This window comes from Streptomyces acidiscabies (assembly GCF_020010905.1).
Lineage (GTDB): Bacteria > Actinomycetota > Actinomycetes > Streptomycetales > Streptomycetaceae > Streptomyces > Streptomyces acidiscabies.
This window is the reverse complement of the sequence record NZ_JAGJBY010000002.1, coordinates 4,334,676-4,359,190: the sequence shown is the minus strand read 5'-3', so window position 1 is coordinate 4,359,190 and position 24,515 is coordinate 4,334,676. Positions and strand designations below refer to the sequence as shown.

Genomic DNA, 24,515 nt, shown 5'->3' with positions numbered 1-24,515 from the left:
GTCACGCCCTCCCCCATCCCTTCGTGTCCTCGTGTCCTCCGACAGGGAATCAAGAACATGCCGCAGCACAACGCACCCCCCGGCGCCAAAAAAAGCCGCGCGAGACGGCTGGCCGGCCTCACCGCCGCCTCCCTGGTGATCGCCCTCGCTCCGGCCGTCACAGCGCACGCCGCCCCCGACACCCTCACCGACGGCCTGGCCCTCTGGTACAAACTCGACGCCTCCCCGGGCACACCCACCGTCCCGGACGCCTCGGGCCACGGCCGCGACGGCGTCCTGAACGGCACGGGCACCTGGTCGGACGGCCTGACGTTCAACGGTTCGGACACCTACGTCAAGCTCCCGAACGACGTCATGAAGGGCATGGACGCGATCAGCGTCGCCTTCGACGTGAAGATGGACGCGGCCCAGCAGGCCCCGTACTTCCTGTACGGCTTCGGCAACACGAGCGGCACCGCGGGCAACGGCTACCTGTTCACGACCGGCAACGCCCTGCGCACCTCGATCGCGTCGGGCAACTGGTCCACGGAGCAGAACACGAGGGCGGACGACGGCCACAACCTGGCCAGGGACGTCTGGAAGCACGTGACGTACACCCAGTCGGGCACGACGGGCATCCTGTACGAGGACGGCGCGGAGGTCGGCCGCAACACCTCGGTGACGCTGACCCCGGGTTCGATCGGGGGCGGCACGACGACCGCGAACTACATCGGCAAGTCGGTGTACCCCGGCGACAAGCTGTTCCAGGGCAAGATCCGCGACTTCCGTGTGTACGACCGCGCGCTGACCGGCACCGAGGTGGAGACCTTGTCGCTGCCGATCGCGACGGAGGGCGTCGCGGCGGACAAGGCGGCGCTGACGCTGGGCGACACGAGCGCGGTGACGACAGACCTGACGCTCCCGAAGTCGGGTACGGCGGGCGGCTCGAACATCACGTGGGCCAGCGACAACCCGGACGTCGTCTCGGCGGCCGGCAAGGTCACGCGCCCGGCGGCCGGCGAGCCGAACGGCCACGCCACCCTGACGGCGACGCTCCGCAAGGGCGCGGTGAACGACACGAAGTCCTTCGAGGTGACGGTCCTGCCCACGTTCGACGACGCGACGGCGGTCCGGCAGGCCGCCGACACCCTGACCGTCCACAACCTGGACGACGTACGCGGCAACCTGGCCCTCCCGTCGACCGGCGCGTACGGCACGACGGTGACCTGGACGTCGGCGAACCCGGCGGCCGTCTCGGCGGACGGCATCGTCCACCGCCCGGCGCACGGCGAGGGCGCGACCACCGCAGCCCTGACGGCGACCGTCACAAAGGGCACGCAGAGCACGACGCGCGTCCTCACCGCGAAGGTCCCCGAACTCCCCGCCGCGCAGAAGCCCGAGGGCTACCTCTTCAGCTACTTCACCGGCGAGGGCACCTCGGACGGCGAGCAGCTCTACTTCGGCCTGAGCAAGGGCAACGACCCGCTGCACTGGCGGGAGTTGAACAACGGCCGCCCGGTGCTGACGTCGACGCTCGGCGAACAGGGCCTGCGCGACCCGTTCATCATCCGCTCCCCCGAGGGCGACAAGTTCTACCAGATCGCCACCGACCTCAGGATCTACGGCAACGGCGACTGGGACGCCTCGCAGCGCACCGGCAGCAAGTCCATCATGGTCTGGGAGTCCACCGACCTGACGCACTGGACGAACCAGCGCCTGGTGCGGATCTCCCCGGACAGCGCGGGCAACACCTGGGCCCCTGAGGCGTATTACGACTCGAAGCTCGGCGAGTACGTCGTGTTCTGGGCGTCGAAGCTGTACGACAACGAGGCGCACTCCGGCGACACGTACAACCGCATGATGTACGCGACGACGCGTGACTTCTACACGTTCAGCGAGCCGAAGGTGTGGGTGGACCGGGGCTACTCGGTCATCGACTCGACGGTCATCAAGCACGACGACACGTACTACCGCCTCTCGAAGGACGAGCGGAACAACACCTCGTCGACGCCCAACAGCAAGTTCATCTTCGAGGAGAAGAGCGACTCGCTGCTCAACACCTCGTGGACGCCGGTCGCCGAGGGCATCGGCAAGGGCACGATGAGCGCGGCCGAGGGCCCGCTGGTGTTCAAGTCGAACACCGAGGACAAGTGGTACGCGTTCCTCGACGAGTTCGGCGGCCGTGGCTACATCCCGTTCGAGACGACCGACCTCGACAAGGGCGTGTGGACCCCGTCCACGAACTACGAACTCCCGGCCCGCCCCCGGCACGGCACGGTCCTGCCGGTCACGAAGGCCGAGTACGACCGTCTCCTGCGCGCCTACCAGCCGGACCAGTTGGTGGAGAGCGTCCAGGACGTCACCGTGAAGACGAAGACCGGTCAGCCCCCGGTGCTCCCGGCGACGGTCATCGCCCGGTACGCCGACGGCGTGGACCGCCCGGTCGCGGTCACGTGGGACGCGGTCCCGGCGGACGCGTACAAGCAGCCCGGCACCTTCGAGGTCAACGGCAAGCTGGCGGACGGGACTTCACTCAAGGCGACGGTGACCGTCTCGGCCGAAGGCCCGGACGTACCGGCCGACTTGCTCGTGCACTACAACTTCGACGAGACGAAGGGGAACATCGCCGTCGACTCCAGCGGTCACGGCAACCACGGCACGTACGTGGGCTCCCCGGAGTTCGGCACGGGCGTGCACGGCGGCTCGGCCAAGCTGTCCGGTGGAACGTACGTCAAAATCCCCAACGGGGTTCTGAAGGACGCGAGTTCGGTCACCGTCTCGACGTACGCGAAGTGGCAGGGCGGCTCCAACTTCCAGTGGCTGTTCGCACTCGGCCCGGACAGTGACAAGTACCTGTTCGCCACTCCCTCCAACGGCGGCTCGACCCTCTACTCGGCGATCACGAAGGCGAGTTGGTCGGCCGAGTCGAAGCTGACCGGCAACTCGGCGCTCCCGGCGGGCCAGTGGCAGCACGTCACGGTCACCCTGGATGGGGCGACCGGGACGATGGTCCTGTACGCCGACGGCGTCGAGGTGGCCCGCACGACGACCACCGTCAAGCCGTCGGAGCTGTACGACGCGGCCAAGGACTACTCGGGGTACATCGGCAAGTCCCTGTACGCGGCGGACCCGGCGTTCACGGGTGAGGTCGACGACTTCCGTGTCTACGGGCGGGCGTTGACGGCCGCCGAGGTCATGGAGATCAGCGGCAACACGACGGGGATCGCCCGCGCCACCCTGCCGCAGCTGAAGGTCGACGCGATCGTCTCCGACGGCAAGGTCACCCTGCCGGTCAAGGAGGGCACCGATCTCCGGCGCCTGGCACCGGAGTTCACCATCGCCAAGGGCGCCGCGATCAGCCCCGCCTCGGGCAGCGTGCAGGACTTCAGCAAGCCGGTGACGTACCAAGTCACCGGCGGCGACGGCAAGAAGCGCACCTGGACCGTGTCGGCGGTCGTGATGAAGAGCCCGGTGCTGCCGGGTCTCAACGCCGACCCGAACATCGTCCGCTTCGGCGACACCTTCTACATCTACCCGACGACGGACGGCTTCGAGGGCTGGAGCGGTACGCAGTTCAAGGCGTACTCGTCGAAGGACCTCGTCCACTGGACGGACCACGGCGTGATCCTGGACCTCGGTCCGGACATCTCCTGGGCCGACAGCAGGGCGTGGGCGCCGACGATCGCCGAGAAGAACGGCAAGTACTACTTCTACTTCTGCGCCGACGCGAACATCGGCGTCGCCGTCTCCGACTCCCCGACCGGCCCGTTCAAGGACGCGCTCGGCAAACCCCTGCTGAAGGCGGGCCAGTTGCCGGGCCAGATGATCGACCCGGCGACGTTCACGGACGACGACGGGACGACGTACCTGTACTGGGGCAACGGCCGCGCGTACGTCGCGAAGCTCAACCCCGACATGACGTCGCTGGACATGTCGACGTTCAAGGACATCACCCCGAGCGGCTACAACGAGGGCACGTTCGTCGTGAAGCGCAAGGGCACGTACTACCTCATGTGGTCGGAGAACGACACGCGGGACGTCGACTACCGCGTCGCGTACGCCACCGGGCCCTCCCCGACCGGTCCGTGGACCAAGCGGGGCGTGATCCTGGAGAAGGACCTCTCGCTCGGCATCAAGGGTCCGGGACACCACTCGGTCGTCCAGGTCCCGAACTCCGACGACTGGTACATCGCCTACCACCGGTTCGCGATCCCCGGCGGTGACGGCACGCACCGCGAAACCACCATCGACAAGATGGAGTTCGACGCGAACGGCCTGATCAAGAAGGTCGTGCCGACCCTGTCCAGCATCGACCCGGTGACCGTCGTGCACGCCGGCCTCGACGTCTCCGGCACCGAGGGCTCGCCGATCGCGCTGAGCGGTACGGCCTCCGGCGCGCCGGGCGCGAAGTGGTCCGTGGAGGGCGGCGCGCCGTGCAAGGTAGCCGACCCGGCCAAGGCGGCCACGACGGTGACGTGCGCGGACAACGGCACGTTCCAGCTCGCCATCGCGGGTGGCGGCAGCCGCGACACGGTGACGGTGAAGGTCGCGAACGCGGCGCCGGTCATCACGAAGGTGTCAGGACCGTCGCCGGTGTCCATCGGCCAACCGGCCTCCGTGACAGCCTCGTTCACCGACGCGGGCGCCCGTGACACGCACACCTGCACGATCGACTGGGCCGACGGCAGCAAGCCGTACACCGGTCCCGTCTGCAAGGCCGAGCACCGCTACACCAAGGCCGGCATCCGCCGACCGGTCGTCACGGTCAAGGACGACGACGGCGGGACCGCCACGACGACCCTGCCCGAGCTGGTCGTGTACGACCGGGCGGGCAAGGCGTCGGGCGCGGGCCTGCTGCTGTCCCCGAAGGGCCGGGCGGCGTTCTCCTTCGCCGCCGCGTACGGCAAGAAGGCGACCGTCCCGACCGGCCGCGCCACGTTCACCGCACCCGGCGTGTCGCTGCGCGGCACCGGCTCGGACTGGCTGGTCGTCACCGGCAAGCAGGCCGTCTACCAGGGCACCGGCAGCGTCAACAAGGCGTCCGGGTACGTCTTCCGGATCACCGCGACCGACGGCCCCGACACCTTCCGGATCAAGGTCTGGCAGAAGTCGACGGGCAAGGTCGTGTACGACGGCGGCAGCATGGCGGGAGGAGTGATCACCGTGGGCCGCTGAGTCCGCGCGCGCGAGGCGGGTCCGTACCCGGGGGGCTCCACCCCTTGGGTACGGACCCGCCTCTTTTGCAGGGCGCCCGGTGCGTGCCAGGACTCCCCAGTGATCCTGGACCGACCTCGGGACGTGTGCCCTGCGCGGTGATCACCAGCATCAAGCATGGGCCGGGCGCGTGTCGTTGGCGCACAGTCCACAGGCATGACGCATTGCGTCCACTGCCCCGCCTACGGCGCTCCGGTCGGCGACAATCCCCCGCGCCCCGCCTGTGCGCGCACGTCGCTGGGCGTGTCGCCGTACGCGGAGCGGAACGCGCGCGTGAACTCGGCGGCGCGCGGGAAGCCCCAGCGGGCGGCGACCGCGTGGATGGGGAGGGTGCTCAGCGCCGGGTCCGTGAGGTCGCGGTGCGCGTTCTTCAGGCGCTGCTCGCGCAGGTAGGACGCGACCGTGAGGCCCTCCGCCTGGAAGAGGCGGTACAGGTAGCTGCGGGAGACGTGGTGGGCGGCGGCGATCGTGGCGGGGCTGAGGTCCGGGTCGGCCAGGTTGCGGCGGACAAACTCCTTGATCCGCAGGGTCGTCGCGCGCGCCCTGGTCTCCGGCGGCACGGCCCGTTCGGCGTCCAGGAGATGCGCGAACAGGGCGGTCACCAGGTCCACGACGACCGTGCCGAGACGCGTGGCGTCCGTCGGGCGGTACGGCGTGGTGTCGTCGGCGAGCTGGATCAGGAACTGGGTGAGCAGCGCGCCCAGTCCGGACTGGCCGTCGACGCGGCCGATCACCTTGTCCTCCGCGCGGCGGCCCGGCAGGACGACCGCGCTGCGGGGTATCTCGACGCCGACGATCGACACCGGGTCGGGTCCCGTGGACACCTCGAACGCGCGCGACGAGTGGCTGACGTGCAGATCCTTCACCCGGTACGCGGCCTGCCGCTCGCCCCAGTCCGCCGCGCCCTCCCCGCGCAGGAGCAGCGACAGGTGGTACACCTCCGGGTCCGACTGCCGCACCAGGCGCGGGGTGCGCTGGAAGACGAGGTGGTCGAAGGAGGCCGGCCAGATCGTCACCTCGCCGAGCAGGATGAGGCGTTGGACGCCGTGGTAGTCGTCCGCACAGTCGCTGAGCAGCCGCATCGGAGCGTGCGTACGGCCCAGCCGTTCCGTCCATGCCTCGAACCGGTCGGCGGCAGGCAGTTCCTTCGTTCTCAGCACCGATTCGTGGAGCATTCGGGTAGTCAACCACACGTCCCGGCAGCCGATTTCGGCCGATCGCCGGTACGGGAGAGGAGCTGATCGCCGGTACGGGAGAGGACGAGAAACCCGGCCACGGCGAGGGCCTGGAACCCGGCGGCGGCCACCAGCGCCTCTCCGGGCGGGCAGACGGCCGCGACCCCCGCGCCGACCGCGTACCCACTGATCTTCAGACTCGCCCCGGTGCTGAAGACCTGCCCCCGCAGCCGCTCGGGAGCTTCCCGGTGCCGGATCGCGAAGACGGCGACGAGCTGGGGCCCGGCACCGAGTCCGGCGAGGACGGACGCGGCGAGGGGGTCGACCACCGCGAGGAGAAAGGCGCTTCCTATCAGGACGGTGCTCGCGAGAAGAAGGGCATCGGGGCTGAGCACCCCGGGGCGGCGGGCCAGAGCGAGGCTCGCGAGGAGGGACGCGAACGCAAGGACGGCAAGCAGAAAGGCCCCCGCGCTCTCGGCACCGAAGGCTTGGACGCCGAGAAAGGGGGTGACGGCCGTAAAGGCACCGAGCCCGGCGTGGGAGAGGGTGGAGGTGAGGGTGGCTCGGGCGAGGGGGCGGATACGGAGGAGAGCACGGAACCCTGCGCGGAGGTCGGGAAGCAGGCCGGTGCGGGTGGCTGGAGCTGGCCCCGAGGCTTCGCGCGGGCCGGGGACCAGGGCTCGGCCGGACATCGCCGCCGGGAGCCCACCTGACACGGACGTCACGCCACCGCCTGGCTTCGGCACCCCAACCATGCTCCCGCGCGACTCCGGCAACCCAGCCATGCCACCGCCCGGCTCCGACACTCCAGCCATGCCTCCGCACGGCTCCGACACCCTAGCCGCGTCCCCGCACGGCTCCGACACCCCGGCCATGCCTCCGCACGGCTCCGTCACCCCAGTCACACCACCGTACGGTGGGACTCCCGCACCGCCTGCCGGCTTCTTCTCCGCCCCTTCCCCCGGCTGCTGCCACCCGCCAACGCCCCCACCAGGCTCCACCCCCTCACCCCCAATCCCGCTCGCGCCCGGCCCGAGACTCCGCGCCACCTCCGACACCCCAGCCATGCCCCCGCACGGCGAGACTCCCGCACCGCCTGCCGACTTCTTCTCCGCCCCTTCCCCCGGCTGCTGCCACCCGCCAGCGCCCACGCCCCCGGTCCCGCGCACCCCCCGCCCGAAACTCCGCGCCGCCTCCGGCAATCCAGCCATGCCCCCGCACTGCGGGATTCCCCCACCGCCCGCTAGCTTCCTCTCCGCCCCTTCCCCCGGCCGCTGCCGCCCGACAGCGCCCCCACCCCCGGTCCCGCGCACCCCCCGCCCGAAACTCCGCGCCTCCTCCTCCGACACCCCGGCCATGCCTCCGCCCGGCTCCGGCACCTCAGCCATGCCCCCGCACGATGGGACTCCCCCACCGCCCGCCGACTTCCTCTCCACCCCTTGCCCCGGCCGCTGCCGCCCACCAGCGCCCGCGCCCGCCCCCGCACCGCCGGTCCCGCGAGCCCCCCGCCCGGGACTCCGCGCCTCCTCCGAGACCCCCGTCCCTCCCCCCGGCAGACTCCACGCCGCCGGAAGCGCGCACGCGATCAGCGCCACCGCTGTCAGCAGGGCCGCGTCCGCGCCCGCCGTCAGCGCCACGACCCCGGCCAGCGCGGGGCCCGCGAGTGCCGCGAACTCGTACGACGCCGCGTCCAGTGCTCCCGCGCGCGGGAGGTGTTCGGTGATGGCGGGGAGCCGGGAGGTCCAGCCCGCTGCCAGGGCGGGGGCGAAGAGGCCGGCGGTCAGGGCGAGGGACAGGACGGCGGGGAACGGGAGCGTGCCGAGGGTCCATCGGACCAGCAGCAGGGTCGTGGCGTATGTCGCCAGCGCTCCGCCCAGGAGGCGGCCGGGGTGGGGCGTGCGGTCGAGGAGGGCGCCGAGGACCGGGCCGCCGAGAGCCGCCGATGCCGTGAGCGCGGCGAGCAGGAGTGGGCCGGAACCGGTGGTCGCCGTACCGGCGAGGAGCAGGGCCGGGCCGGACATCTCGTCGCCTGTGCGGGCGGCACCCGCGCCGAGGAGGTAGCGGGCCAAGCCATAACGTCTTCTCATCAACCCGACGTTACAAAGTAACAGCGTATCCAGCCAAGGCCGTTACACTCACCCCCATGGACCCCTCCCCCGACGACTGGTTCACCCGTCACTCCCCCGCCCGCACCGCCCACCGCACCGTCGCCCTCGTCAACGTCCTCACGTCCGGCGAACCCCGCACGGACACCGTCGCCGAGGTCCTGCGCGAGTACGGCGAGGCCGAACCCCTGGACCTGTCCCCCGGTGACATCGAGGGCATGAGGGAAGCGGCCCTGCGCCTGCGCGAGGTCTTCGCCGCCGGGTCCGTAGACTCCGCGGCCGGACGCCTCAACCGCCTCCTCGCCGAGGGCTGCGGCCCCGTACGCCTGACCTCCCACGGCGGCGGCACCCCCTGGCACCTCCACCTGGACCGGCACGACGAGGCCCCCTGGGCGGAGTGGTTCCTCGCGTCGTCCTGCATGACGCTGGCCGTCCTCCTGTGGGACCGCCAGCTCCCGCCGGGCGGCGTATGCGCGTCATCGGCCTGCGAGAACGTCTTCGTGACGAGCACGAGCGGCTCGACCCGCCGCTACTGCTCGGCCCGCTGCGCGACACGGGAACGGGTGGCGGCACACCGCAAGGCACGAAATGCGGATGCGGACGGCTCCGGTCCTCCCTAGCCTGACCGGCATGACGGACGAGGCGTACACGAACCCGAGACTGGCCGCCTTCTACGACCCGCTCGACAACGACCGCCCAGACCTCGACGTATATGTGGGCATCGCAAGGGAGTTGAGCGCACGTCAGATCCTGGACGTCGGCTGCGGCACCGGCACCCTGGCGTTCCTGCTGGCCGAACAGGGCTTCGACGTCACGGGAGTTGATCCAGCGGGCGCCTCACTGGACCTCGCGCGCGCCAAGTCCGGTGCGGACAAGGTGCGTTGGCTGCACGGAGACGCGACCACGCTGCCCGACCTGAGCGTGGACCTGGCCGTCATGACCGGCAACGCCGCACAGGCCGTCGTGGACGAACCCCTCTGGGAAGGGACCCTGCGCGGCGTGCGCGAGGCTCTCCGCCCCGGCGGCCGGTTCGTGTTCGAGACACGGGACCCGGCGCGGCGGGCGTGGGAGGAGTGGAACCCCGAGCAGTCCCGCCGCCTCGTAGACGTACCCGGCACCGGCGAGGTGGAGACCTGGCACGAGGTCACCGACGTCTCCTGGCCCTTGGTGACCTTCCGGACCGTGATCGTCCTCAAGTCCACCGCCGAGGAACTCCGCTCCCTCTCCACCCTCCGCTTCCGCGAGCGCGACGAGGTCACCGCCGCCCTGACGACCCACGGCTTCACCGTCGAGGAGATCAGAGACGCCCCCGACCGCCCCGGCAAGGAGTTCGTGTTCTTCGCCCGAGCCCGAGAAGTGGTGTAGCCCTGCCGAGGGTCGTAGCGTCGACAGTGGAGAACGACCGGCGCAGGGAGCGGGACATGCCCAGGTACATGAAGAGAACCGCCCTGGCGCTATGCGCGGTGGCATCCCTGGCGGCGGCGAACACGGCAACACCCCACCACCACCCCCGCACGGCCCTCCTGGACTGCGCGGGACACCCCCAGACCCGCCCCACCGACTACATCCTGGCCTGCGGCGACGGCAACAGCCGCCTGACCTCCCTGCACTGGTCCAGCTGGACCTCGGCAGAAGCGGAGGCCCAGGGCCTGAACGCGATCAACGACTGCGTCCCGTACTGCGCGGCGGGCACGTTCCACAGCTACCCGGTGAGGGTCCGCCTGGACACCCCGAGAGCGGGGAAGGCCCGGCACTACACCCGGATAACACTCACGTTCACGGCCGATAGGCCGGATAAGGCACCACAAACCGTCACATACCCACTATGGGAAGCCCCCTAAGGGGCGCGGGGAACTGCGCGACAAGCCACGACGGCGCCGCACTCGATCGACAACAGCCCCCGCCTCCCCCTTCAAAACACTCAACCGTGGCCGAGCCTGCTAAGCCGCGCAGCGGCTCGCATCCTGGCCACCTGAAGCACCGACAGCAGCACCTCACGGCTGGAGTTCCGGTCCCGCACATCGCACAGGACGACCGGTATACCGGGATCGAGATCGAGAGCCGCCCGGACCTGTTCCACGGAAGCTTCCCGCCGCCCATGGAAGCAGTTGACCCCGACCGCGAAGGGAATCTCCCGGGACTCGAAGAAGTCGATCGAGGCGAAGGACGCGTCGAGCCGGCGCGTGTCCGCGAGGACGATCGCCCCGAGCGCCCCGTTCGCAAGGTCGTCCCACATGAACCAGAAGCGGTCCTGGCCGGGCGTGCCGAAGAGGTACACGACGAGGTCGGAGGCGACGGTGATCCGGCCGAAGTCCATGGCGACCGTGGTGGCCACCTTGTTCTCCACGCCGGAGAGGTCGTCGACGCCCCGGCTGACCTCGGTCATGCGCTCCTCGGTCTCCAGCGGCGGCACCTCGCTCACCGAGCCCACCATCGTGGTCTTCCCGACGCCGAATCCGCCCGCCACCAGGATCTTCAGGGCCGTCGGCAGGACGGGTTCAGAGTTGACGGATGGCATCCATCACCCTTTCGATGAGTTCGACGTCCGGCTGGCTTTCCTTGCCGGGCGGCGACTGGACTAGGATCAGCGAGGTATTGAGGAGATCTCCGCACAGGATCTTCACGACACTCACGGGCAGGTCGATGAGGGCGGCGATCTCGGCGATCGCCACCGCCCGGTCCCGGCACAGCTCCAGGATCTTGGCCGCCTCCGGCGCGACCGCCTCCTGGTCCGTGTCCGCCACGGACCGGGAGACGATCTGGGTGATCAGCGTGAAGGCGTGCTGGGAGTGCCGGGTCCTGCCGCCCGTGATGGCGTAGGGCCGTAAGTAACGCCCCCCGCCGGACGCCTCCGACCAACGGGGCTCAGACATCCTGGCCCAGGCCGCCAGGAGGGCCCTGCATCCGTGGCGGGGCGCTCAGATAGGTGCCGACGCGCTTGACCAGGGTGCCCATCTCGTAGGCCATCATGCCGATGTCCACGGTGTCCGAGGCGAACGCCGCGAGGCGCGCGCCCTGCCCGGCCGCCGTGATGAAGAGGTACGCCTTCTCCATCTGGATGACCGTCTGCTGGACGGGTCCGCCGTGGAAGTGGCGTGCGGCGCCCCGCGCGAGGCTGTGCACGCCGGACCCGACGGCCGAGAGGTGCTCGGCGTCGTCGCGGCGGATGTCCTTCGACTTGCCGATGAGGAGGCCGTCCCCCGACAGCACGACAGCACAGCGAATCTCGGGGATCCGGTCCACCAGGTCGTCCAGCAGCCAGTCCAGCTGCGGACCGGGGTGTACCTGCTCACTCATTCCGTAACGTTCCTTCACACTTGGTATGCATCAGGGCCCTTCGTCGTCGTACTGCCCGAGGGGCGGAGGGTCCGTCTCGGGCGACTGCGCTCGTTTCAGGCCCCTCTGGATGGCGCTCAGCGCGCGGGCCGACACGTCGGGGGAGATGACGCTCTCGTCGGGCTCCCCGCCCTCGCCGAACTGGGCGGCCTCCTTGCGCAGTTGCTGCGCGAGGGCGGCCCCACGGGTGCGCCGTGGCAGTACGTCGGGGGTGGTCAGGGGGGAGTTGCCCGTCATGGGTGCCGCCGCCTGGGGTGTCGTGGGGCGGTCCTGCCGCTGGTACTGCTCGGCTGCCGGGGTCGCGGCGGTGCCGTAGCCGTACTGCGGGTTCTGCGGCGGTTCCTGCTGGTAGGAGGGGGAAACCGCTTGCTCGGCGTACAGCCCTGTACCCCCCGGGCCGTAGGGCCCGGGTGCCTGCGGGGGGTACGGCTCGTAGGGCGCCCCGTACTCCGCCGGGGCCTCGGGCGCGGTGAGGCCGCTGCCGTAGGTCGCGGAGGACACGTTGTCGTAGGACGTCGTGTCGTAGGGCGTGCTGTCGTAGGACACCTGGTCGTACGACGCGACGGGTTCGGCGGGCGGGGGTTCGTACGCGGCCGGCTGGTAGTCGTACGACGGCTGGGGTTCGGGGTGGCCGGCGGCGGCCGGGGGGAGAAGGCCCGCGCCCGCGTACTCGGGGAAGCCGTCGTAGTCGGCGAGCCGGGTGTGGGTGGGCAGGTCGAAGCCGGTGTGCGCGCCCGCGCCGACCAGGAGGTGTTCGGCGCCGGCCGGGACCTGCTCGGTGCCGGCGGCGAGGCCCTGGCGCTCCGGTGCGGTGAGGGCCGCGTCCATCGTGGCCGCGGCGGCGGCCTGGAGCTGGTCGAGGACCGGGGAGCCGACCTCTTCGAGGAGGTCGACGGGGACCAGGACGATGCTCAGCGTGCCGCCGTAGACGGACTCGCGCAGTTCGACCTTGATGCCGTGGCGCTCGGCGAGCCTGGCGACGACGAAGTGGCCGAGGCGGGGGTCCTCGCCGAGGGCGGTGAGGTCCAGGCGCGGCGGGTTCGCGAGGAGCTGGTTGGCCTGGTGGCGCTGGGCGGGCGGGATGCCGAGGCCGTGGTCCTCGACGTGGATGGCGAGGCCCTTGGCGACGCGGATCGCGCTGACGGCGACCTGGGTCTCCGGCGGGGAGAAGCTGGTGCCGTTCTCGATCAGCTCGGCGAGCAGGTGCGTGACGTCCGAGACGGCGCGCGCGGCCAGGGCCGTACGGCGGTCGGCGGGGGCGTTCTTGACCTTGACCCGGGTGTAGGCCTCGGTCTCGGCGACGGAGGCGCGCATGACGTCCGTGATGGGGACGGCGGCGTTGGTGCGGCGGCCGGTGGGCGTGCCGCTGAGGATCATCAGGTTCTCGGCGTGCCGGCGGGCGCGGGTGGCGAGGTGGTCGACCTTGAAGATGTCGTGCAGGAGGTCGGAGTCCTCGTGCTTGCGCTCCAGGTCATCGAGGAGGGCGATGAGGCGGTGCAGCAGGATCTGGGTGCGCCGGATGAGCTGGGCGACGACCTTCTCGGTGCCCTCGCGGCCCATGTGCTGGCGTATCGCGGTGTCGACGGAGACGAGGGCGACGCGGTCGATGACGGCGGCGAGGCGGGCCATCTCCTCGGAGCCGCGCCGGCGGGTGCCGAGGCCGAGTGCGGTGGCGGGGTCGACGCGCTCGCCCTTCTCGACGCGGGCGAGGACCTCGGGGAGGCGGCGGCCGGCGAGTTCCTCGGCGTAGGCGTGCAGGTCGCGCAGTTCGCCCGCGGAGGCCCGCTTGCGGCGCCGGGCGACGAGCCAGGCGGCGAGGACCGGGGCGAGGGCGGCGACGGCGCCGGTGAGCGCGCCGATCAGGAGGGCGTCGGCGCGGACGCCGATGACGGCGGCGAGGTCGGTGTGATCCGTGTAGACCACGGGCGTTCGGACCTCGCCGGCGTAGACGGTGGTCTGCCGGAAGGTCGCGGGGACGAAGTACGTCTCGGTCGCCCGCGCGAGGTCCGCGCGTATCGCCCGGTACTCCTCGATCAGCGCGCTCTCCTCGGGCGCGGTGGTGCGCACGGAAAGTCCGCCGGTCGCGGAACCGGGGAGGGCCTCGGGCGCGTCCGGCCCTTCGAGGGGGGAGGACGCGGCGTGCGGCAGCGTACGGGTGGTCACGCGGTCGGCGTGGCTCTGCTCGTCGGCCGCGTGGGCCGCCGTCGAACCCCACAGGCAGGTGAGGCAGACCGCGGGGACCACGAAGGGAACGACGAACGAGGAGCGCAGTCGCGGACTGCGGGGGGCGGAGCGGTTACGGGTCCGCCGGTCGCGGATGCCTGGCATCTGATTCCTCGTACAGCAGCGACACACCTGGGCCGGCGGACGGTCGGTCCCTGTGGAAGGGCTTTCCGTCCGGCCGGTTTACTCGGCGTGTTCGAATGTCGGCGATGAGCTGCACCGTATCAGGATCATGGCGCAGCGTCAGCATACGCCTGAGGCAACTTCCGCACGTCACGGCACAGTTGACACCGGCACAAGCCCGTCGAAGGGCGGGCAGGTTCGGGCAAGGGGTCACAGCAGGGCGAGAAGCTTCGGTGTGAAGAGCGCGCTCGCCGGGGCAATTCCGGCAACTGTGTCGAAATAGATCGAGGTGAGTTCCTCGTCCTGCTGGACGGCTCTCAGCAGGGAGAGCTTCTGCTCGTGGGGGTCGAGGCGGGCGACGCCGAGGGTCGCCTCGTAGCCGCCCATGAGGGCCTGGTCACGGTCCTCGCTGAAGTCCTTGAGGGCGGTGTCGAGGACGGCGGGGTCGTCGCCGAGGGCGTCCGCGAGGCGTCCCGTGAGGAGCTCGACCTGCCGGTAGCCGTCGCTGATGCCGCGCGCGGTGATGGAGTCCTTGTGGTGTCCGGCGTCCCCGACGAGGACCCAGCCGGGGCCGTTGGCCTTGCGGAAGAAGTTCTGCTGACGGCCGGTGCCGCGCAGTTTCTCCAGCGGTTCGAGGCCCTCGATCCGGCCGTACAGCTCGGGCGCGGTGTCCTCGACCTGCTTCAGGTAGGCGGCCTGGGCGTCGGCGCGTACCTCCTGGTAGCGGTCCTGCGGGAAGTAGACGAGGACCAGGGTCGCGTCGCCGTGGGTGGGGACGGCGGCCACCCAGCTGCGGGGTTTCTCGTAGAGTTCGAGGGCGTCCGTCACCTTCGGGTAGTACGCGTAATAAGCGCAGGTCAGACGGGGGTGCTCGACGGTGAACGGCGCTCCCACGAGGGAGCCGACGGTGGAGCGCATACCGTCCGCGCCGATCACGAGACGGGCGGTTTCGGTGAAGGTCTTCCCCCCGGATCTTCCCCGTACCCCCACGACACGCCCCGTGTCGTCGTGCAGCAGCCCGTTCACTTCGTACCGTTCGCGGTATTCGGCACCGCCCTCCACGGCGGCGTCGATCATGAGCGGGTCGAGGATGTTGCGGCGCGGGGAGTACGCCGCGCGCTGGCCGTCCACGCCCCGGGCGCAGCCGTCGAGCCTGATGTCGTCGACCTCGTAGCGGACCCGCTCGATCGGCGGGCAGCCGGTCTCGCGCAGGGTGTCCAGCAGGCCCCAGCGAGCCAGGGCGGCGACGCCCGGCTGGTGCAGCAGATGGGTGGAGAGCGTGTCCGTGCCGTAGGCCGCCTTGTCCACTATGAGGACCCGGAACCCGGCTCGGGAGAGCAGCATGGCGGTGGGTGCACCGGCGCAGCGCGCCCCCACCACGATGGCGTCGAACATGTCGGAGCCTTACATGTCGGCAACTAGGGGATGAGGTGTGGGGGGTGGGAGGAGCGAAGTGCTCCTCGGATGTCACAAGCCTTGTCCCAGTGAGGCGAGCAGGGCCCGCCGGTCGATCTTCCCGTTGGCGTTAAGCGGCAGTTCGCCGAGGACGGTGATGCGCCGGGGCATCATGTACGGCGGCAGCTCGCCGCCGATCGCCTCGTACAGGGCGTCGGGGGTGCGGTCGGTCCCGCTGACGGCGGCCAGCAGCTCCGGTTCGCCGTCGGCTGCGGTCGCGGCGACCACGGCGGCGTCGCGTACGCCGCCCCGGCGGCGCAGGGCGGCCTCGATCTCGCCGAGTTCGACGCGGTGGCCGCGGATCTTGACCTGGTGGTCGGTGCGGCCGAGGTGGACGAGGACGCCGTCCTGACGGGCGACGCGGTCCCCGGTGCGGTACCAGTGGCCGTCGGTGGGCGGTCCGGTGGCGGGGCGCAGGTCCTCGTCGAGGAAGCGTCCGGTGTTCTCGGCGGGGTCGAGGTAGCCGGAGAAGCGCAGTGCGCCGCGCACGCACAGTTCGCCCAGGTCGCCGGGGTTGCCGTCCTCGTCGAGCAGGACCGCTTCCACGCCCGGGTGGGGAGTCCCGATGGGGGCGGTGCCGCCCGGGGTGTCGGGCCAGCCGGCGGGGTCGTCGGGCAGGAGGTGGCCGGTGCAGGAGATGGTCGCCTCGGTGGGGCCGTACAGGACGTCGACCCGGCTGTTCGGCGCGGCCTCGCGCCATTCCCGCGCGGCCTGGAGGGGGAGGGGTTCGCCGCCGAAGACGCTCCACTCCAGCGTCGGCATCGCCCCTGGGGTGAGCGTGCCGAGGCGGGAGGCGAAGGAGATGAGGGAGGGGACGGAGAACCAGTGGGTCAGCCGCAGGGTGTTGACGGTCCTGACGGGTGACATGAGCTGGGCCCGGCGGGGCACCACGAGCGTACCGCCGGCGGCCCAGGTGACGAACAGGTCGTGCACCGAGCCGTCGAAGGTCAGCTCGAAGCACTGGGAGAGCCGGCTGCCGGGTCCGATGCCGTAGCGGCCGGCGAGGTCGTCGAGGTAGGCGCAGATGTTGCGGTGCGCGACGGGCACGCCCTTGGGGCGGCCGGTGGAGCCGGAGGTGAAGATCAGGTAGGCGGGGCTGTCGGGGGCGGCCGGTGCGTACGGCCGGGCGGGGGTGTCCGACGCGGCCCAGGCGACGGCCTCTTCGGCGGTGACGGTGACGACGGGGACGCCGACGGAGCCGATGCCCTCCTCGGCCGCGTCGGCGAGGATCAGGTCGAGCCCGGCCGAGCGGCCGATCTCCGCGATGCGGGCGCCCGGGTGCTCGGGGTTGAGGGGGACGACGGCCGCGCCCGCCCGCAGGACGGCGAGCCAGCCGACGTACGCCGGGAGGGTGCGCGAGGTGAGCAGGCCGACCCGTTTCACCTGGCCGATTCTCTCGGCCAGCTCTTCGGCGGCGAGGCGGAGTTGACGGTACGTCAGCTCGGTTCCGGCGACTTCCAGGGCCGTTTCGTCCGGGTACTTCTCGGCGGCCTCGGCGAACCGGCCGTACAGGTCGTACGGTCGGCTCATCGGGTGGCCGCCAGCAGGGTCCGCGTCCACGTGCGCAGTTCGCCGACGGTGCGGACCTGGCCGAGTTCCTCGGGGTCGACGTCCTGGCCGGTGCGTTTGGCGAGGTCGACGACGATGCGGAGCTTGGCGAGGGAGTCGATGCCGATGTCGGTGAGGGTGGAGTCCTCGCCGAAGCCGGTGCGGGCGTGCTCGCTCAGCACCCAGGAGGCGAGGTCGTCGCCCTCGGACCCGGCGCGCTCGCCGGTCCAGTACCGCTTGGTCTGCCAGGGGTAGCCGGGTACGGGGACGTACCGGCCCTCCTTGCCGACGGCGGTCCCCCAGTCGACGTCCTCGCCGACCGTGTAGCGCGCGGCGAGTTCGGCGAGGGGGCCCTCGGCGTGGGCCGCGCCGCTGATGAGCGCGTCGCGCAGGTCCTTGTGGCTGATGCCGACGACGGCCAGCCGGTGGCCCTCGTGGTGGTCGCGGCGCAGGGCGGCGGTGTGGCAGATGTCCCGGACCGGGTACGCGGCTCCGGCGCCGTCGGGGGCGAGGTAGCGGACGTAGGCGGCGACGAGGTCGGTGAGCGCCTCGGCGCTACGCGCGGAGAGCGCCAGCAGGTAGGGGGTGTCGGCGCCCTCGGGGTCCTCGGCGGGGTCGGGCGGGGCTGCCTCGCTGAGGACGACGTGCGCGTTGAGCGCGGCGGAGCCCTGTCCGGAGACTCCGGCGTAGGCGGGGCGGCCGTCGTGTTCGGGCAGGTCCAGGGCCTCGCCGGGGACGCGGACGGGGAGGGTGTCCCAGTCGAGGTCGGGGCGCGGGGTGCTGAGGTGGAGGCTCGCGGGTATGCGGCCGTGCTCCAGGCAGAGCACCGCCTTGATGATCCCGGCCATGCCGCCGGCGGCCTCGCCGTGACCGACGTTCGTCTTCACCGAGCCGACGAGCAGCGGCCGGTCCGCCGGGCGCCCGGCGCCCAGGACCTCGCCGAGGGCGGTGAGTTCGATGGGGTCCAGGGACGGGGAGCCGGAGCCGTGGGCCTCGACGTAGTCGACGTCGGCCGGGTTCACGCCGGCGTCCTCGTAGGCCCAGCGCAGGACGTCGAGCTGGCCCTGGAGGGAGGGGTTGAGGACGGTGTCGCTGGTGCGGCCGTCGTTGCCGACGGCGCTGCCGCGGATGACGGCGCGGATGCGGTCGCCGTCGGCCTTGGCGCGGTCGAGGCGCTTGAGGACGAGGACGCCGACCGCGTCGCCGGGCGCGTGCCCGTCGGCCGCCGCGTCGCCGAAGCGGCTGCGGCCGTCGTGGGAGTGGCCGCCGGCCTGGCTCATCACGATGGCCTCGTCGGGGCGCAGCACCAGGTTGACGCCGGCCGCGAGCGCGAGGGGGCTCTCGCCGGCGCGCAGGCTCTGCACGGCCTGGTGGACGGCGACCAGGGACGAGGAGCAGGCGGTGTCGACGACGACGCTCGGGCCGCGCAGGTCCAGGAAGTGCGAGACCCGGGCGGGCAGCAGGGAGCGGAAGTTGTTCAGCTGGGCGGCGTCGGCGCCGTCCGCCCCCTGGCGCAGGGCGATCTCGAGGTAGTCGGAGCGGGCGTTGCCGACGAAGACGCCGGTGCGGGTGCCCGCCAGTTCGGCGGCGGTGCGGCCGGCGTCCTCCAGTGCCTCCCAGGCGGTCATCAGCAGCAGGCGCTGCTGCGGGTCCAGTTGGACCGCTTCTGCCTCGGACATGCCAAAGAAGGCGGCGTCGAACTCCCCCGCTTCCGCGACGTAGCCGGCGCGGCGGGCGGTGATCCGGCCCGGGGCGCCCTTGGCGGAGTGCAGGGCGTCCGCGTCGTAGCGCTCGGCCGGGGTGTCCCCGGTGGCGTCCACACCGTCGAGCAGCAGCTCCCACAGTTCGTCGGCGCCGCCGGCGCCGGGCAGCCGGCAGGCCATGCCGATCACCGCCACGCAGCGGGCATCCGCCTCGCAGCTGTTCATGAGCTGACTCCATTTCATACTCGGCCACCGTCGTTACGCGACAGTAGTGTTGATCTTGCCCGCAGGACGGCGAAAAGACGACGAGATCTCGGCAACACCTCAGGCCGGAGGTGCACGCCATGGGCGACGGCCGTCACCACGGCGCGACGGCGCGCGGAACGGTCGACGAAGTCGAAGGGACAAACCCACGCCCGACAGGCGCGTGCCTAGGGTCTGTTCAGCCTGCGCGGACCCCCCGCTCCGCACACCGGTCCCCCACCGGAACAGCTCTTCCCCCTGCGCCGGACACGTCCCCCCTGGCCGGGAACGCCGCACACCGGGCTCGACACCCCATTTTCAGACACACTTTCGATTCCTCGATGTCATGGCGAGTCGAACACGTTAGCGTCGAAAACACGCCCGTCGCACGATTGTCGTACGCCCCAACCACATCGCGCGACGGCCGCCGCAAGGAATGACGGGAAGTGATCGGCGTTGGTTGAAACACGGCGCTTTTTGGACAGAATCAAAAGTTGAGCACCCGTCAACCAGGCCCCGAAGTCCGCCTGGCAAGGGCTTCTTCCGCCAACCACCGCAGGTGACAAGCTGGTTACGCCCGGGGCTGAAGTGACCGGGATCGCCGGGGGAGGCGCCTCGCACCACCCGGAGTTCTGCTTTGATCTGATCTCATGGACTCCCTCTCACCTGAAGAACTCCGTCTGGCGGGCGAGCAGCGCCGGCTGCGGCTGCAGATTCTCGGCCTCAATGCGGTCGGCGCGGAGGCCACCTTCGACCGGGTGGCGCGGCTCGCGGCCGGGTTCAGCCAGTCGCCACTGGCCATGGTCAACTTCATCAGCGACGAGCAGCAGATGTTCCGCGGCATGTACACGCCCCCCACCGACCCGGGTGCGCGGACCGACGCGGCGGGCAACTCGGTCACCTTCGACCTCTCCAACCTCACCCGTGAGGCCCCCGGCGACTACGGCTTCTGCCCGCACGCCGTCGCGATGGGCTCCCAGCTCGCCCTCGACGACGTGTTCGACTACCCGCGCTTCAAGGGCAACGCGCTGGTCAACGACCTCGGTGTGCGCTCCTACCTCGGCACCCCGCTGCGCGACAACACCGGCATGATCCTCGGCACGGTCTGCGTGGCCGATTTCAAGCCGCGTACCTGGGACGCGGGCATCCGCGAGGGCATGAAGGAGCTGGCCGACACGCTGCTGTCGGAGTTCCGGCTGCGCGACAGCCTCCTCGCGCAGCAGCAGGAGCTGTTCGCGGTGTTCGACGGGGCGCCCTTCCCGATCATGCTGACCGAGGGCCCCGAGCACCTCCTGCGCTACGCCAACGGCAAGCAGGGCCAGGCGTTCGGCATGGTCCCGCAGTTCAGCCGGGGCCGGCACGTCCTGCCGGGCCTGGAGGCGATCGGCGTGTTCAACGCGATGGACGACGCGTTCCGCAGCGGGCAGACCACCACGCTCGGCGGCGGCCGGATCAAGACGTACGACTCGCCGTCCCCGCAGGAGTTCGACTTCCTGTGCACGCCGGTGCGCACCTCCCCGAGCGCGCCGGTCAGCGGGATCCTCACGGTCGCCATGAACGCGGGCGGGCACAGCTCCGCCAAGCAGTCCCACGCGTTCGCGGCCAATGTGCAGCAGCGGTTCGAGCAGATGGGCAACGGCGCGATGAGCGGCGGCGCGACCACCCCGGTGGACTTCTTCGGTCCGCGTCACTGAGGGGCGCGGGGGTCAGCCTCGGCCGACGCGGTAGTGGTCTCCGTACACCGTCCACTCCAGGGGCGGGGCCAGGTCGAGGTTGCCCGCGCGCAGGAAGAGACGCTGCGCGGTGTCGACGCGGCTGGTGTCCCGGTGGGCGGGTTCCCGGCGCATCGCCCGGACCCGGGCGTCGAGGAAGGCGGTCAGGTACGTCCGCTCGTCGCCGCCCCTCGCGGGGGTCCTCGCGCGTGCCGTGGCCTGTTCGCGGATGCCGTCGAAGCCCGACTCGCCGTGCATGACGTACGCGTCGAAGTAGGCGAACTGCCCCAGCGCCCGCAGCCCGTCCGCCCTCCCCTGCCGCAGCGCCGGGGCGAAACACACCCGGTCCCGCTCGTCCTCCTGCGCCCGCCGGAACACGGCGTCCCGGGCCGCGACACGCCAGTCACGCACGAAGAACGGGTCCAGCCCCCGGTGCGACGCGCCGCCCGACACGGAGCGCAGGGCCGGGAGATACCGCGCGAGCACGTTACGGGGCCTGCGCCTCGTGTACAGCTCGACCAGTTTCAGCATGTCGCCGGTGCCGGAACAGAAACCGATGATGCCGGCGGTGTAGCCGCGTCCGTCGTGGATGTCCTCGATGTAGGGGTACTGGGCACGCCAGTCCAAGGAGGAGTTCTCGGCGCTGGAGACGAGCTGGAGGGCGAGTTCTTTCTTGGCGGGGGTGTCCAGGGCCGGGGGTCTGGTCCGGGAGAGCGACACGCCGAAGAAGGGGAGAGCCAGGGCACTGCGGCGGCTGATGGGCACGGTCCGTACCGTGCCCGGGTGGTGGGGGCGCTCGCAAGTCGGCGTGGCCGTGGCGTACTTGGTGGGCGAGCGCCCCCCTGTGGTCAGCGGGCCAGTGCCGCGATCTCGGGTGCGGTCAGCGTTCTGCCGTACACGCGGACGTCGTCCAGCGCGCCCTTCAGGTACGGGTCGGCGTACTGGGACCGGCCCAGGTAGGCCGCGCGGATGTGGTTGCCGAAGTGGCGGGGTTCGACGGTGACGGCGGTGTTGCGGCCGGCCTCGGTGCCATCGACGTACAGGACGGCGGTTCCGGCGCCGTAGGTCACCGCGACGTGGGTCCAGCGGTCGGTGGCCAACGGGGGTGCGTCGATGCGCTGTTCGGCTCCGCCGCCGCCCGCGGTGATCGCGTACCGGAGGGTTCCGGAGTCGCTGCGCGGGGTGAGGAACATGTTCGCGGTGACGCCGGTGCCGACGTCGAAGATCCGTGTCCACGCGGCGGGTTGGCCGGTGAGGCGGACCCATACGGCGACGGTGTGGGCGGAGGCGCCCGCCAACAGGTCCTCGGCCAGGGCGACATGGCCGTCCACGCCGTCCAGGGCGACCGCGCCGCCGGTGCGCCCCTGCGTCCAGCTCGCGCCGCCCGCAAGGGTTCCCGTCTTCCCGTTGCCGGTCGCGTCGGACGCGCTCGTGCCCGACGTCTCGTCGAAGAGGTGCCAGGCGGCGAACTCCGGTGGCGGAGGCGTCGGTTCGCCGGTCTGCCAGTACACGCTGTAGTGCTGGTGGTGGACGCGGGCGATCGGCAGGAGAGTGACCTGTTCACCGTCGGCCCGCGCTGTGAACCTGAGCGGGTCCGCCGACTCCCGCCGCACGGTGGGGAGTTCGAGACGCGGCAGCCACGGGTTCGCGCGGTCGCCGTACACGCCCGCGAGGACGACGGGACCGTGCAGCACCGCCTGCACCTCGGGGTCGTCGGGGGTCGCCTCGACGGTCGTGCGCAGCGGGAGGGTGACGTCGACGCGGTCGCCCCGGCGCCAGGCGCGGTCGAGGGTGAACCAGGTGCCGGGGGCCGGACGGTCGGGCAGGGTACGGCCGTTGAGGCGGACGCGGGCACCCCGGGCCCAGCCGGGGACGCGGACGACGAGGGCGTGGCGGGCCTGTCCGGCGGTGACCGTGAGGGTGGCCGTGTCCTGGTCGGGGAGGCGGGTGGTCTGGCGCCACGTGATCCCCTTGGCCTTCCAGTCGACCTCGGAGGGGATGAACAGGTTGACCAGAAGCCGCTGTTCGTCGTGCGTGTAGATGGTGTCGGCGAACTTGGCATGGGTCTCCATGCCGGTGCCGTGGTCGCAGGAGAAGTTGGTGTAGTCGGTGGAGTAGGCGTCCTCGGGGCTCATGAAGGACGGCTGGCGTTTGGCGGAGCCGGGGGCGAGGCCGGTGTAGTAGATGTTGTAGCCGTGCTCGGAGCCGGGGTCCTGCTCGCCCAGCATCTGGTTGAACAGGGCGCGTTCGTAGTAGTCGAGCAGATCCGTGCGGCCGGGGGCGTGGAAGTGCAGCAGCCGGGTCAGCTTCAGCATGTTGTAGCTGTTGCAGTTCTCGCAGGTGCTGTCGGACAACTGGCCCGCGATGACGTCGGGTTCGTGGAATGCCTCGCCGTTGCTGTTGCCGCCGATGACGTAGGTGTGGTGGCCGGTGACGATCCGCCAGAAGTTCTCGCCGATCGTCCGGTACCGGACGTCGAGTCCCTCCTCCCACATCCGCAGCGCGCCGACCATCTTCGGGATCTGCGTGTTGGCGTGCAGCCCGGCGAGCCGGTCCTCGCCGCGCGCGAGGGGGTCGAACACGCGGGCGTGGGTGAAGCGTTCGGCGACGGCGAGCCAGCGGGCGTCGCCGGTGATCTCGTGCAGGTCGGCGAGGACGTCGTTCATGCCGCCGAACTCGGTGTCCAGCACCCGCTGCATCCGCTCGTACGACAGGCCCGCCGTCCGCCGGTCCACCCAGTCACCCTTGCGCAGCACCACGTCCAGGGCCTGCTCGTTGCCGGAGAGGCGGTACTGGTCGACGAGCCCGGCCATGATCTTGTGCAGCGTGTAGTACGGCGCCCAGACGCCGGTCCCCGCCTCCAGGCGGTCGAAGAAGCTCTCCGGGAACGCGGAGAGGTACCCGGCGTTGAACCCGGCCGCCGGTGACGCGGCCTGGCACTCGGCCAGCGCGGCGACCAACCGGCGTCCCTTGTCACGGAGTTCGGTGTCGCCGGTGTTCGCGTGGGTGAGGGCGAGGCCGGACAGGAGGTGGCCGGTGGAGTGGCCGCGCAGTTCGACATTCGGGCCCTCCCAGCCGGAGCAGGGCTGCGCGGTGGACGGCAGACCGACGTTCAGACGGAACGTGTGGAGCAGCCGGTCGAGGTCGACGAAACGCAAGTAGGCCGTGTTGCGGCGCTGGTTGTCGCGGAACGGTCCGTCGAGGAGCTGGACGTCGGTGAGCGGGAAGGGAGTTGCCGAGGTGCCGGGAGCCGCGTGCGCTGTGGCCGTGGGGATGCCGGTCAGCGTCAGGGTGCTCGCCGCCACGAGGAACGGGCGTCTGCCTAGGGGGGTCAACAAAGCCTCCGCCGTACGGTTCGAAATACCGGATATCGGGCGATTCGCTGTGCGGGGTCCACGGTAGGCATCGGGCCGGTGGTGTCAACGGGGTCAGGGAGGCATGGGTGATTTCCGGTCTCCGGGGTCGGCGATCGGTCGTTGCGCTGCCTGTCAGTACGGGCCCGGAGCGCGGCCCGTTCAACGCCAACTGCGGTTTCCCGAACGGAATTTCCGACACTCGTGGGCAGAAGCGCACAACTGGCGGAGCGATTCGGAGGGAAGTGACACTCGACCGTGCGAGAGCGGTCGATGACGGTGTGTACTGTGCTGCGAGTGCCCCACCGGGGCGCTGGTGACCTCTTCCCCTGCCCGTGTGTTCTCG

At 71.1% G+C, this 24,515-nt stretch carries 16 protein-coding genes; 5 read left to right on the top strand and 11 right to left on the bottom strand.

Annotation, left to right across the window (positions count from 1 at the left end; genetic code table 11):
• The first annotated feature begins 57 nt into the window (after positions 1-57).
• Complete coding sequence (locus J8M50_RS45575; protein ID WP_010358902.1) at positions 58-5,154, top strand: family 43 glycosylhydrolase; 5,097 nt, start codon at positions 58-60, stop codon at positions 5,152-5,154.
• Positions 5,155-5,375: 221 nt separating this feature from the next.
• Here the strand turns inward: J8M50_RS45575 and J8M50_RS45570 are convergent, their stop codons facing one another.
• Positions 5,376-6,368: a helix-turn-helix domain-containing protein gene (locus J8M50_RS45570; protein WP_010358903.1), complete on the bottom strand. Its 993-nt coding sequence runs from the start codon at positions 6,366-6,368 to the stop codon at positions 5,376-5,378.
• Positions 6,369-6,376: 8 nt separating this feature from the next.
• Positions 6,377-8,455, bottom strand: coding sequence for an MFS transporter (locus J8M50_RS45565; protein WP_223786439.1), 2,079 nt, complete (start codon positions 8,453-8,455; stop codon positions 6,377-6,379).
• Positions 8,456-8,511: 56 nt separating this feature from the next.
• On the opposite strand from J8M50_RS45565, the gene J8M50_RS45560 reads away from it, so the two are divergent.
• The 3 genes from J8M50_RS45560 to J8M50_RS45550 are packed head-to-tail and all read left to right on the top strand — an operon-like array spanning position 8,512 to position 10,314.
• Positions 8,512-9,093: a CGNR zinc finger domain-containing protein gene (locus J8M50_RS45560; RefSeq protein WP_010357343.1), complete on the top strand. Its 582-nt coding sequence runs from the start codon at positions 8,512-8,514 to the stop codon at positions 9,091-9,093.
• Between the two features lie 10 nt (positions 9,094-9,103).
• Entirely contained in the window at positions 9,104-9,838 is a 735-nt protein-coding gene (locus J8M50_RS45555) for a class I SAM-dependent methyltransferase (protein ID WP_029184320.1), read from the top strand.
• Positions 9,839-9,894: 56 nt separating this feature from the next.
• Positions 9,895-10,314 carry a hypothetical protein gene (locus J8M50_RS45550; RefSeq protein WP_010357340.1) on the top strand — a complete coding sequence of 140 codons (420 nt, stop codon included), beginning with the start codon at positions 9,895-9,897 and terminating at the stop codon, positions 10,312-10,314.
• Positions 10,315-10,394: 80 nt separating this feature from the next.
• Here the strand turns inward: J8M50_RS45550 and J8M50_RS45545 are convergent, their stop codons facing one another.
• The 7 genes from J8M50_RS45545 to J8M50_RS45515 all read right to left on the bottom strand — a co-directional run bounded on the left by J8M50_RS45545 (position 10,395) and on the right by J8M50_RS45515 (position 19,086).
• Positions 10,395-10,991 carry a GTP-binding protein gene (locus J8M50_RS45545; RefSeq protein WP_010357339.1) on the bottom strand — a complete coding sequence of 199 codons (597 nt, stop codon included), beginning with the start codon at positions 10,989-10,991 and terminating at the stop codon, positions 10,395-10,397.
• Complete coding sequence (locus J8M50_RS45540) at positions 10,972-11,346, bottom strand: DUF742 domain-containing protein (protein ID WP_010357338.1); 375 nt, start codon at positions 11,344-11,346, stop codon at positions 10,972-10,974. Before J8M50_RS45540 ends, J8M50_RS45545 begins: the two co-directional genes overlap by 20 nt.
• Positions 11,339-11,770 (bottom strand): roadblock/LC7 domain-containing protein, encoded by a 432-nt coding sequence (locus tag J8M50_RS45535; protein ID WP_010357337.1) that lies wholly within the window; start codon positions 11,768-11,770, stop codon positions 11,339-11,341. The genes J8M50_RS45540 and J8M50_RS45535 overlap by 8 nt, the downstream gene beginning before the upstream one ends.
• Positions 11,771-11,800: 30 nt before the next feature.
• Positions 11,801-14,137, bottom strand: coding sequence for a sensor histidine kinase (locus J8M50_RS45530; RefSeq protein WP_010357336.1), 2,337 nt, complete (start codon positions 14,135-14,137; stop codon positions 11,801-11,803).
• A gap of 228 nt (positions 14,138-14,365) precedes the next feature.
• On the bottom strand, positions 14,366-15,550 hold the full coding sequence (locus J8M50_RS45525) for an FAD-dependent oxidoreductase (protein WP_010357335.1): 1,185 nt from the start codon (positions 15,548-15,550) through the stop codon (positions 14,366-14,368).
• A 72-nt stretch (positions 15,551-15,622) separates the two neighbouring features.
• Entirely contained in the window at positions 15,623-17,140 is a 1,518-nt protein-coding gene (locus J8M50_RS45520) for an amino acid adenylation domain-containing protein (RefSeq protein WP_040837663.1), read from the bottom strand.
• Complete coding sequence (locus J8M50_RS45515) at positions 17,137-19,086, bottom strand: type I polyketide synthase (RefSeq protein WP_010357333.1); 1,950 nt, start codon at positions 19,084-19,086, stop codon at positions 17,137-17,139. Before J8M50_RS45515 ends, J8M50_RS45520 begins: the two co-directional genes overlap by 4 nt.
• Before the next feature lie 668 nt (positions 19,087-19,754).
• Here J8M50_RS45515 and J8M50_RS45510 point away from each other — a divergent pair.
• Positions 19,755-20,798: a GAF domain-containing protein gene (locus J8M50_RS45510; RefSeq protein WP_010357331.1), complete on the top strand. Its 1,044-nt coding sequence runs from the start codon at positions 19,755-19,757 to the stop codon at positions 20,796-20,798.
• Between the two features lie 12 nt (positions 20,799-20,810).
• Here J8M50_RS45510 and J8M50_RS45505 read toward each other — a convergent pair whose 3' ends face one another.
• Together J8M50_RS45505 and J8M50_RS45500 are read right to left on the bottom strand one after the other, a co-directional pair.
• Positions 20,811-21,581: a chitosanase gene (locus J8M50_RS45505; RefSeq protein WP_010357330.1), complete on the bottom strand. Its 771-nt coding sequence runs from the start codon at positions 21,579-21,581 to the stop codon at positions 20,811-20,813.
• A gap of 83 nt (positions 21,582-21,664) precedes the next feature.
• Positions 21,665-24,154, bottom strand: a complete 2,490-nt coding sequence (locus tag J8M50_RS45500; RefSeq protein ID WP_100216862.1) for a glycoside hydrolase family 127 protein — start codon at positions 24,152-24,154, stop codon at positions 21,665-21,667.
• Positions 24,155-24,515 lie beyond the last annotated feature (361 nt).

Coding starts and splice junctions, on each gene's coding strand:
- J8M50_RS45555 (WP_029184320.1), top strand. CDS start 9,104: ATGACGGACGAGGCGTACACGAACCCGAGACTGGCCGCCTTCTACGAC.
- J8M50_RS45515 (WP_010357333.1), bottom strand. CDS start 19,086: ATGAACAGCTGCGAGGCGGATGCCCGCTGCGTGGCGGTGATCGGCATG.
- J8M50_RS45570 (WP_010358903.1), bottom strand. CDS start 6,368: ATGCTCCACGAATCGGTGCTGAGAACGAAGGAACTGCCTGCCGCCGAC.
- J8M50_RS45540 (WP_010357338.1), bottom strand. CDS start 11,346: ATGTCTGAGCCCCGTTGGTCGGAGGCGTCCGGCGGGGGGCGTTACTTA.
- J8M50_RS45510 (WP_010357331.1), top strand. CDS start 19,755: ATGGACTCCCTCTCACCTGAAGAACTCCGTCTGGCGGGCGAGCAGCGC.
- J8M50_RS45530 (WP_010357336.1), bottom strand. CDS start 14,137: ATGCCAGGCATCCGCGACCGGCGGACCCGTAACCGCTCCGCCCCCCGC.
- J8M50_RS45535 (WP_010357337.1), bottom strand. CDS start 11,770: ATGAGTGAGCAGGTACACCCCGGTCCGCAGCTGGACTGGCTGCTGGAC.
- J8M50_RS45520 (WP_040837663.1), bottom strand. CDS start 17,140: ATGAGCCGACCGTACGACCTGTACGGCCGGTTCGCCGAGGCCGCCGAG.
- J8M50_RS45575 (WP_010358902.1), top strand. CDS start 58: ATGCCGCAGCACAACGCACCCCCCGGCGCCAAAAAAAGCCGCGCGAGA.
- J8M50_RS45545 (WP_010357339.1), bottom strand. CDS start 10,991: ATGCCATCCGTCAACTCTGAACCCGTCCTGCCGACGGCCCTGAAGATC.
- J8M50_RS45525 (WP_010357335.1), bottom strand. CDS start 15,550: ATGTTCGACGCCATCGTGGTGGGGGCGCGCTGCGCCGGTGCACCCACC.
- J8M50_RS45550 (WP_010357340.1), top strand. CDS start 9,895: ATGCCCAGGTACATGAAGAGAACCGCCCTGGCGCTATGCGCGGTGGCA.
- J8M50_RS45560 (WP_010357343.1), top strand. CDS start 8,512: ATGGACCCCTCCCCCGACGACTGGTTCACCCGTCACTCCCCCGCCCGC.
- J8M50_RS45565 (WP_223786439.1), bottom strand. CDS start 8,455: ATGAGAAGACGTTATGGCTTGGCCCGCTACCTCCTCGGCGCGGGTGCC.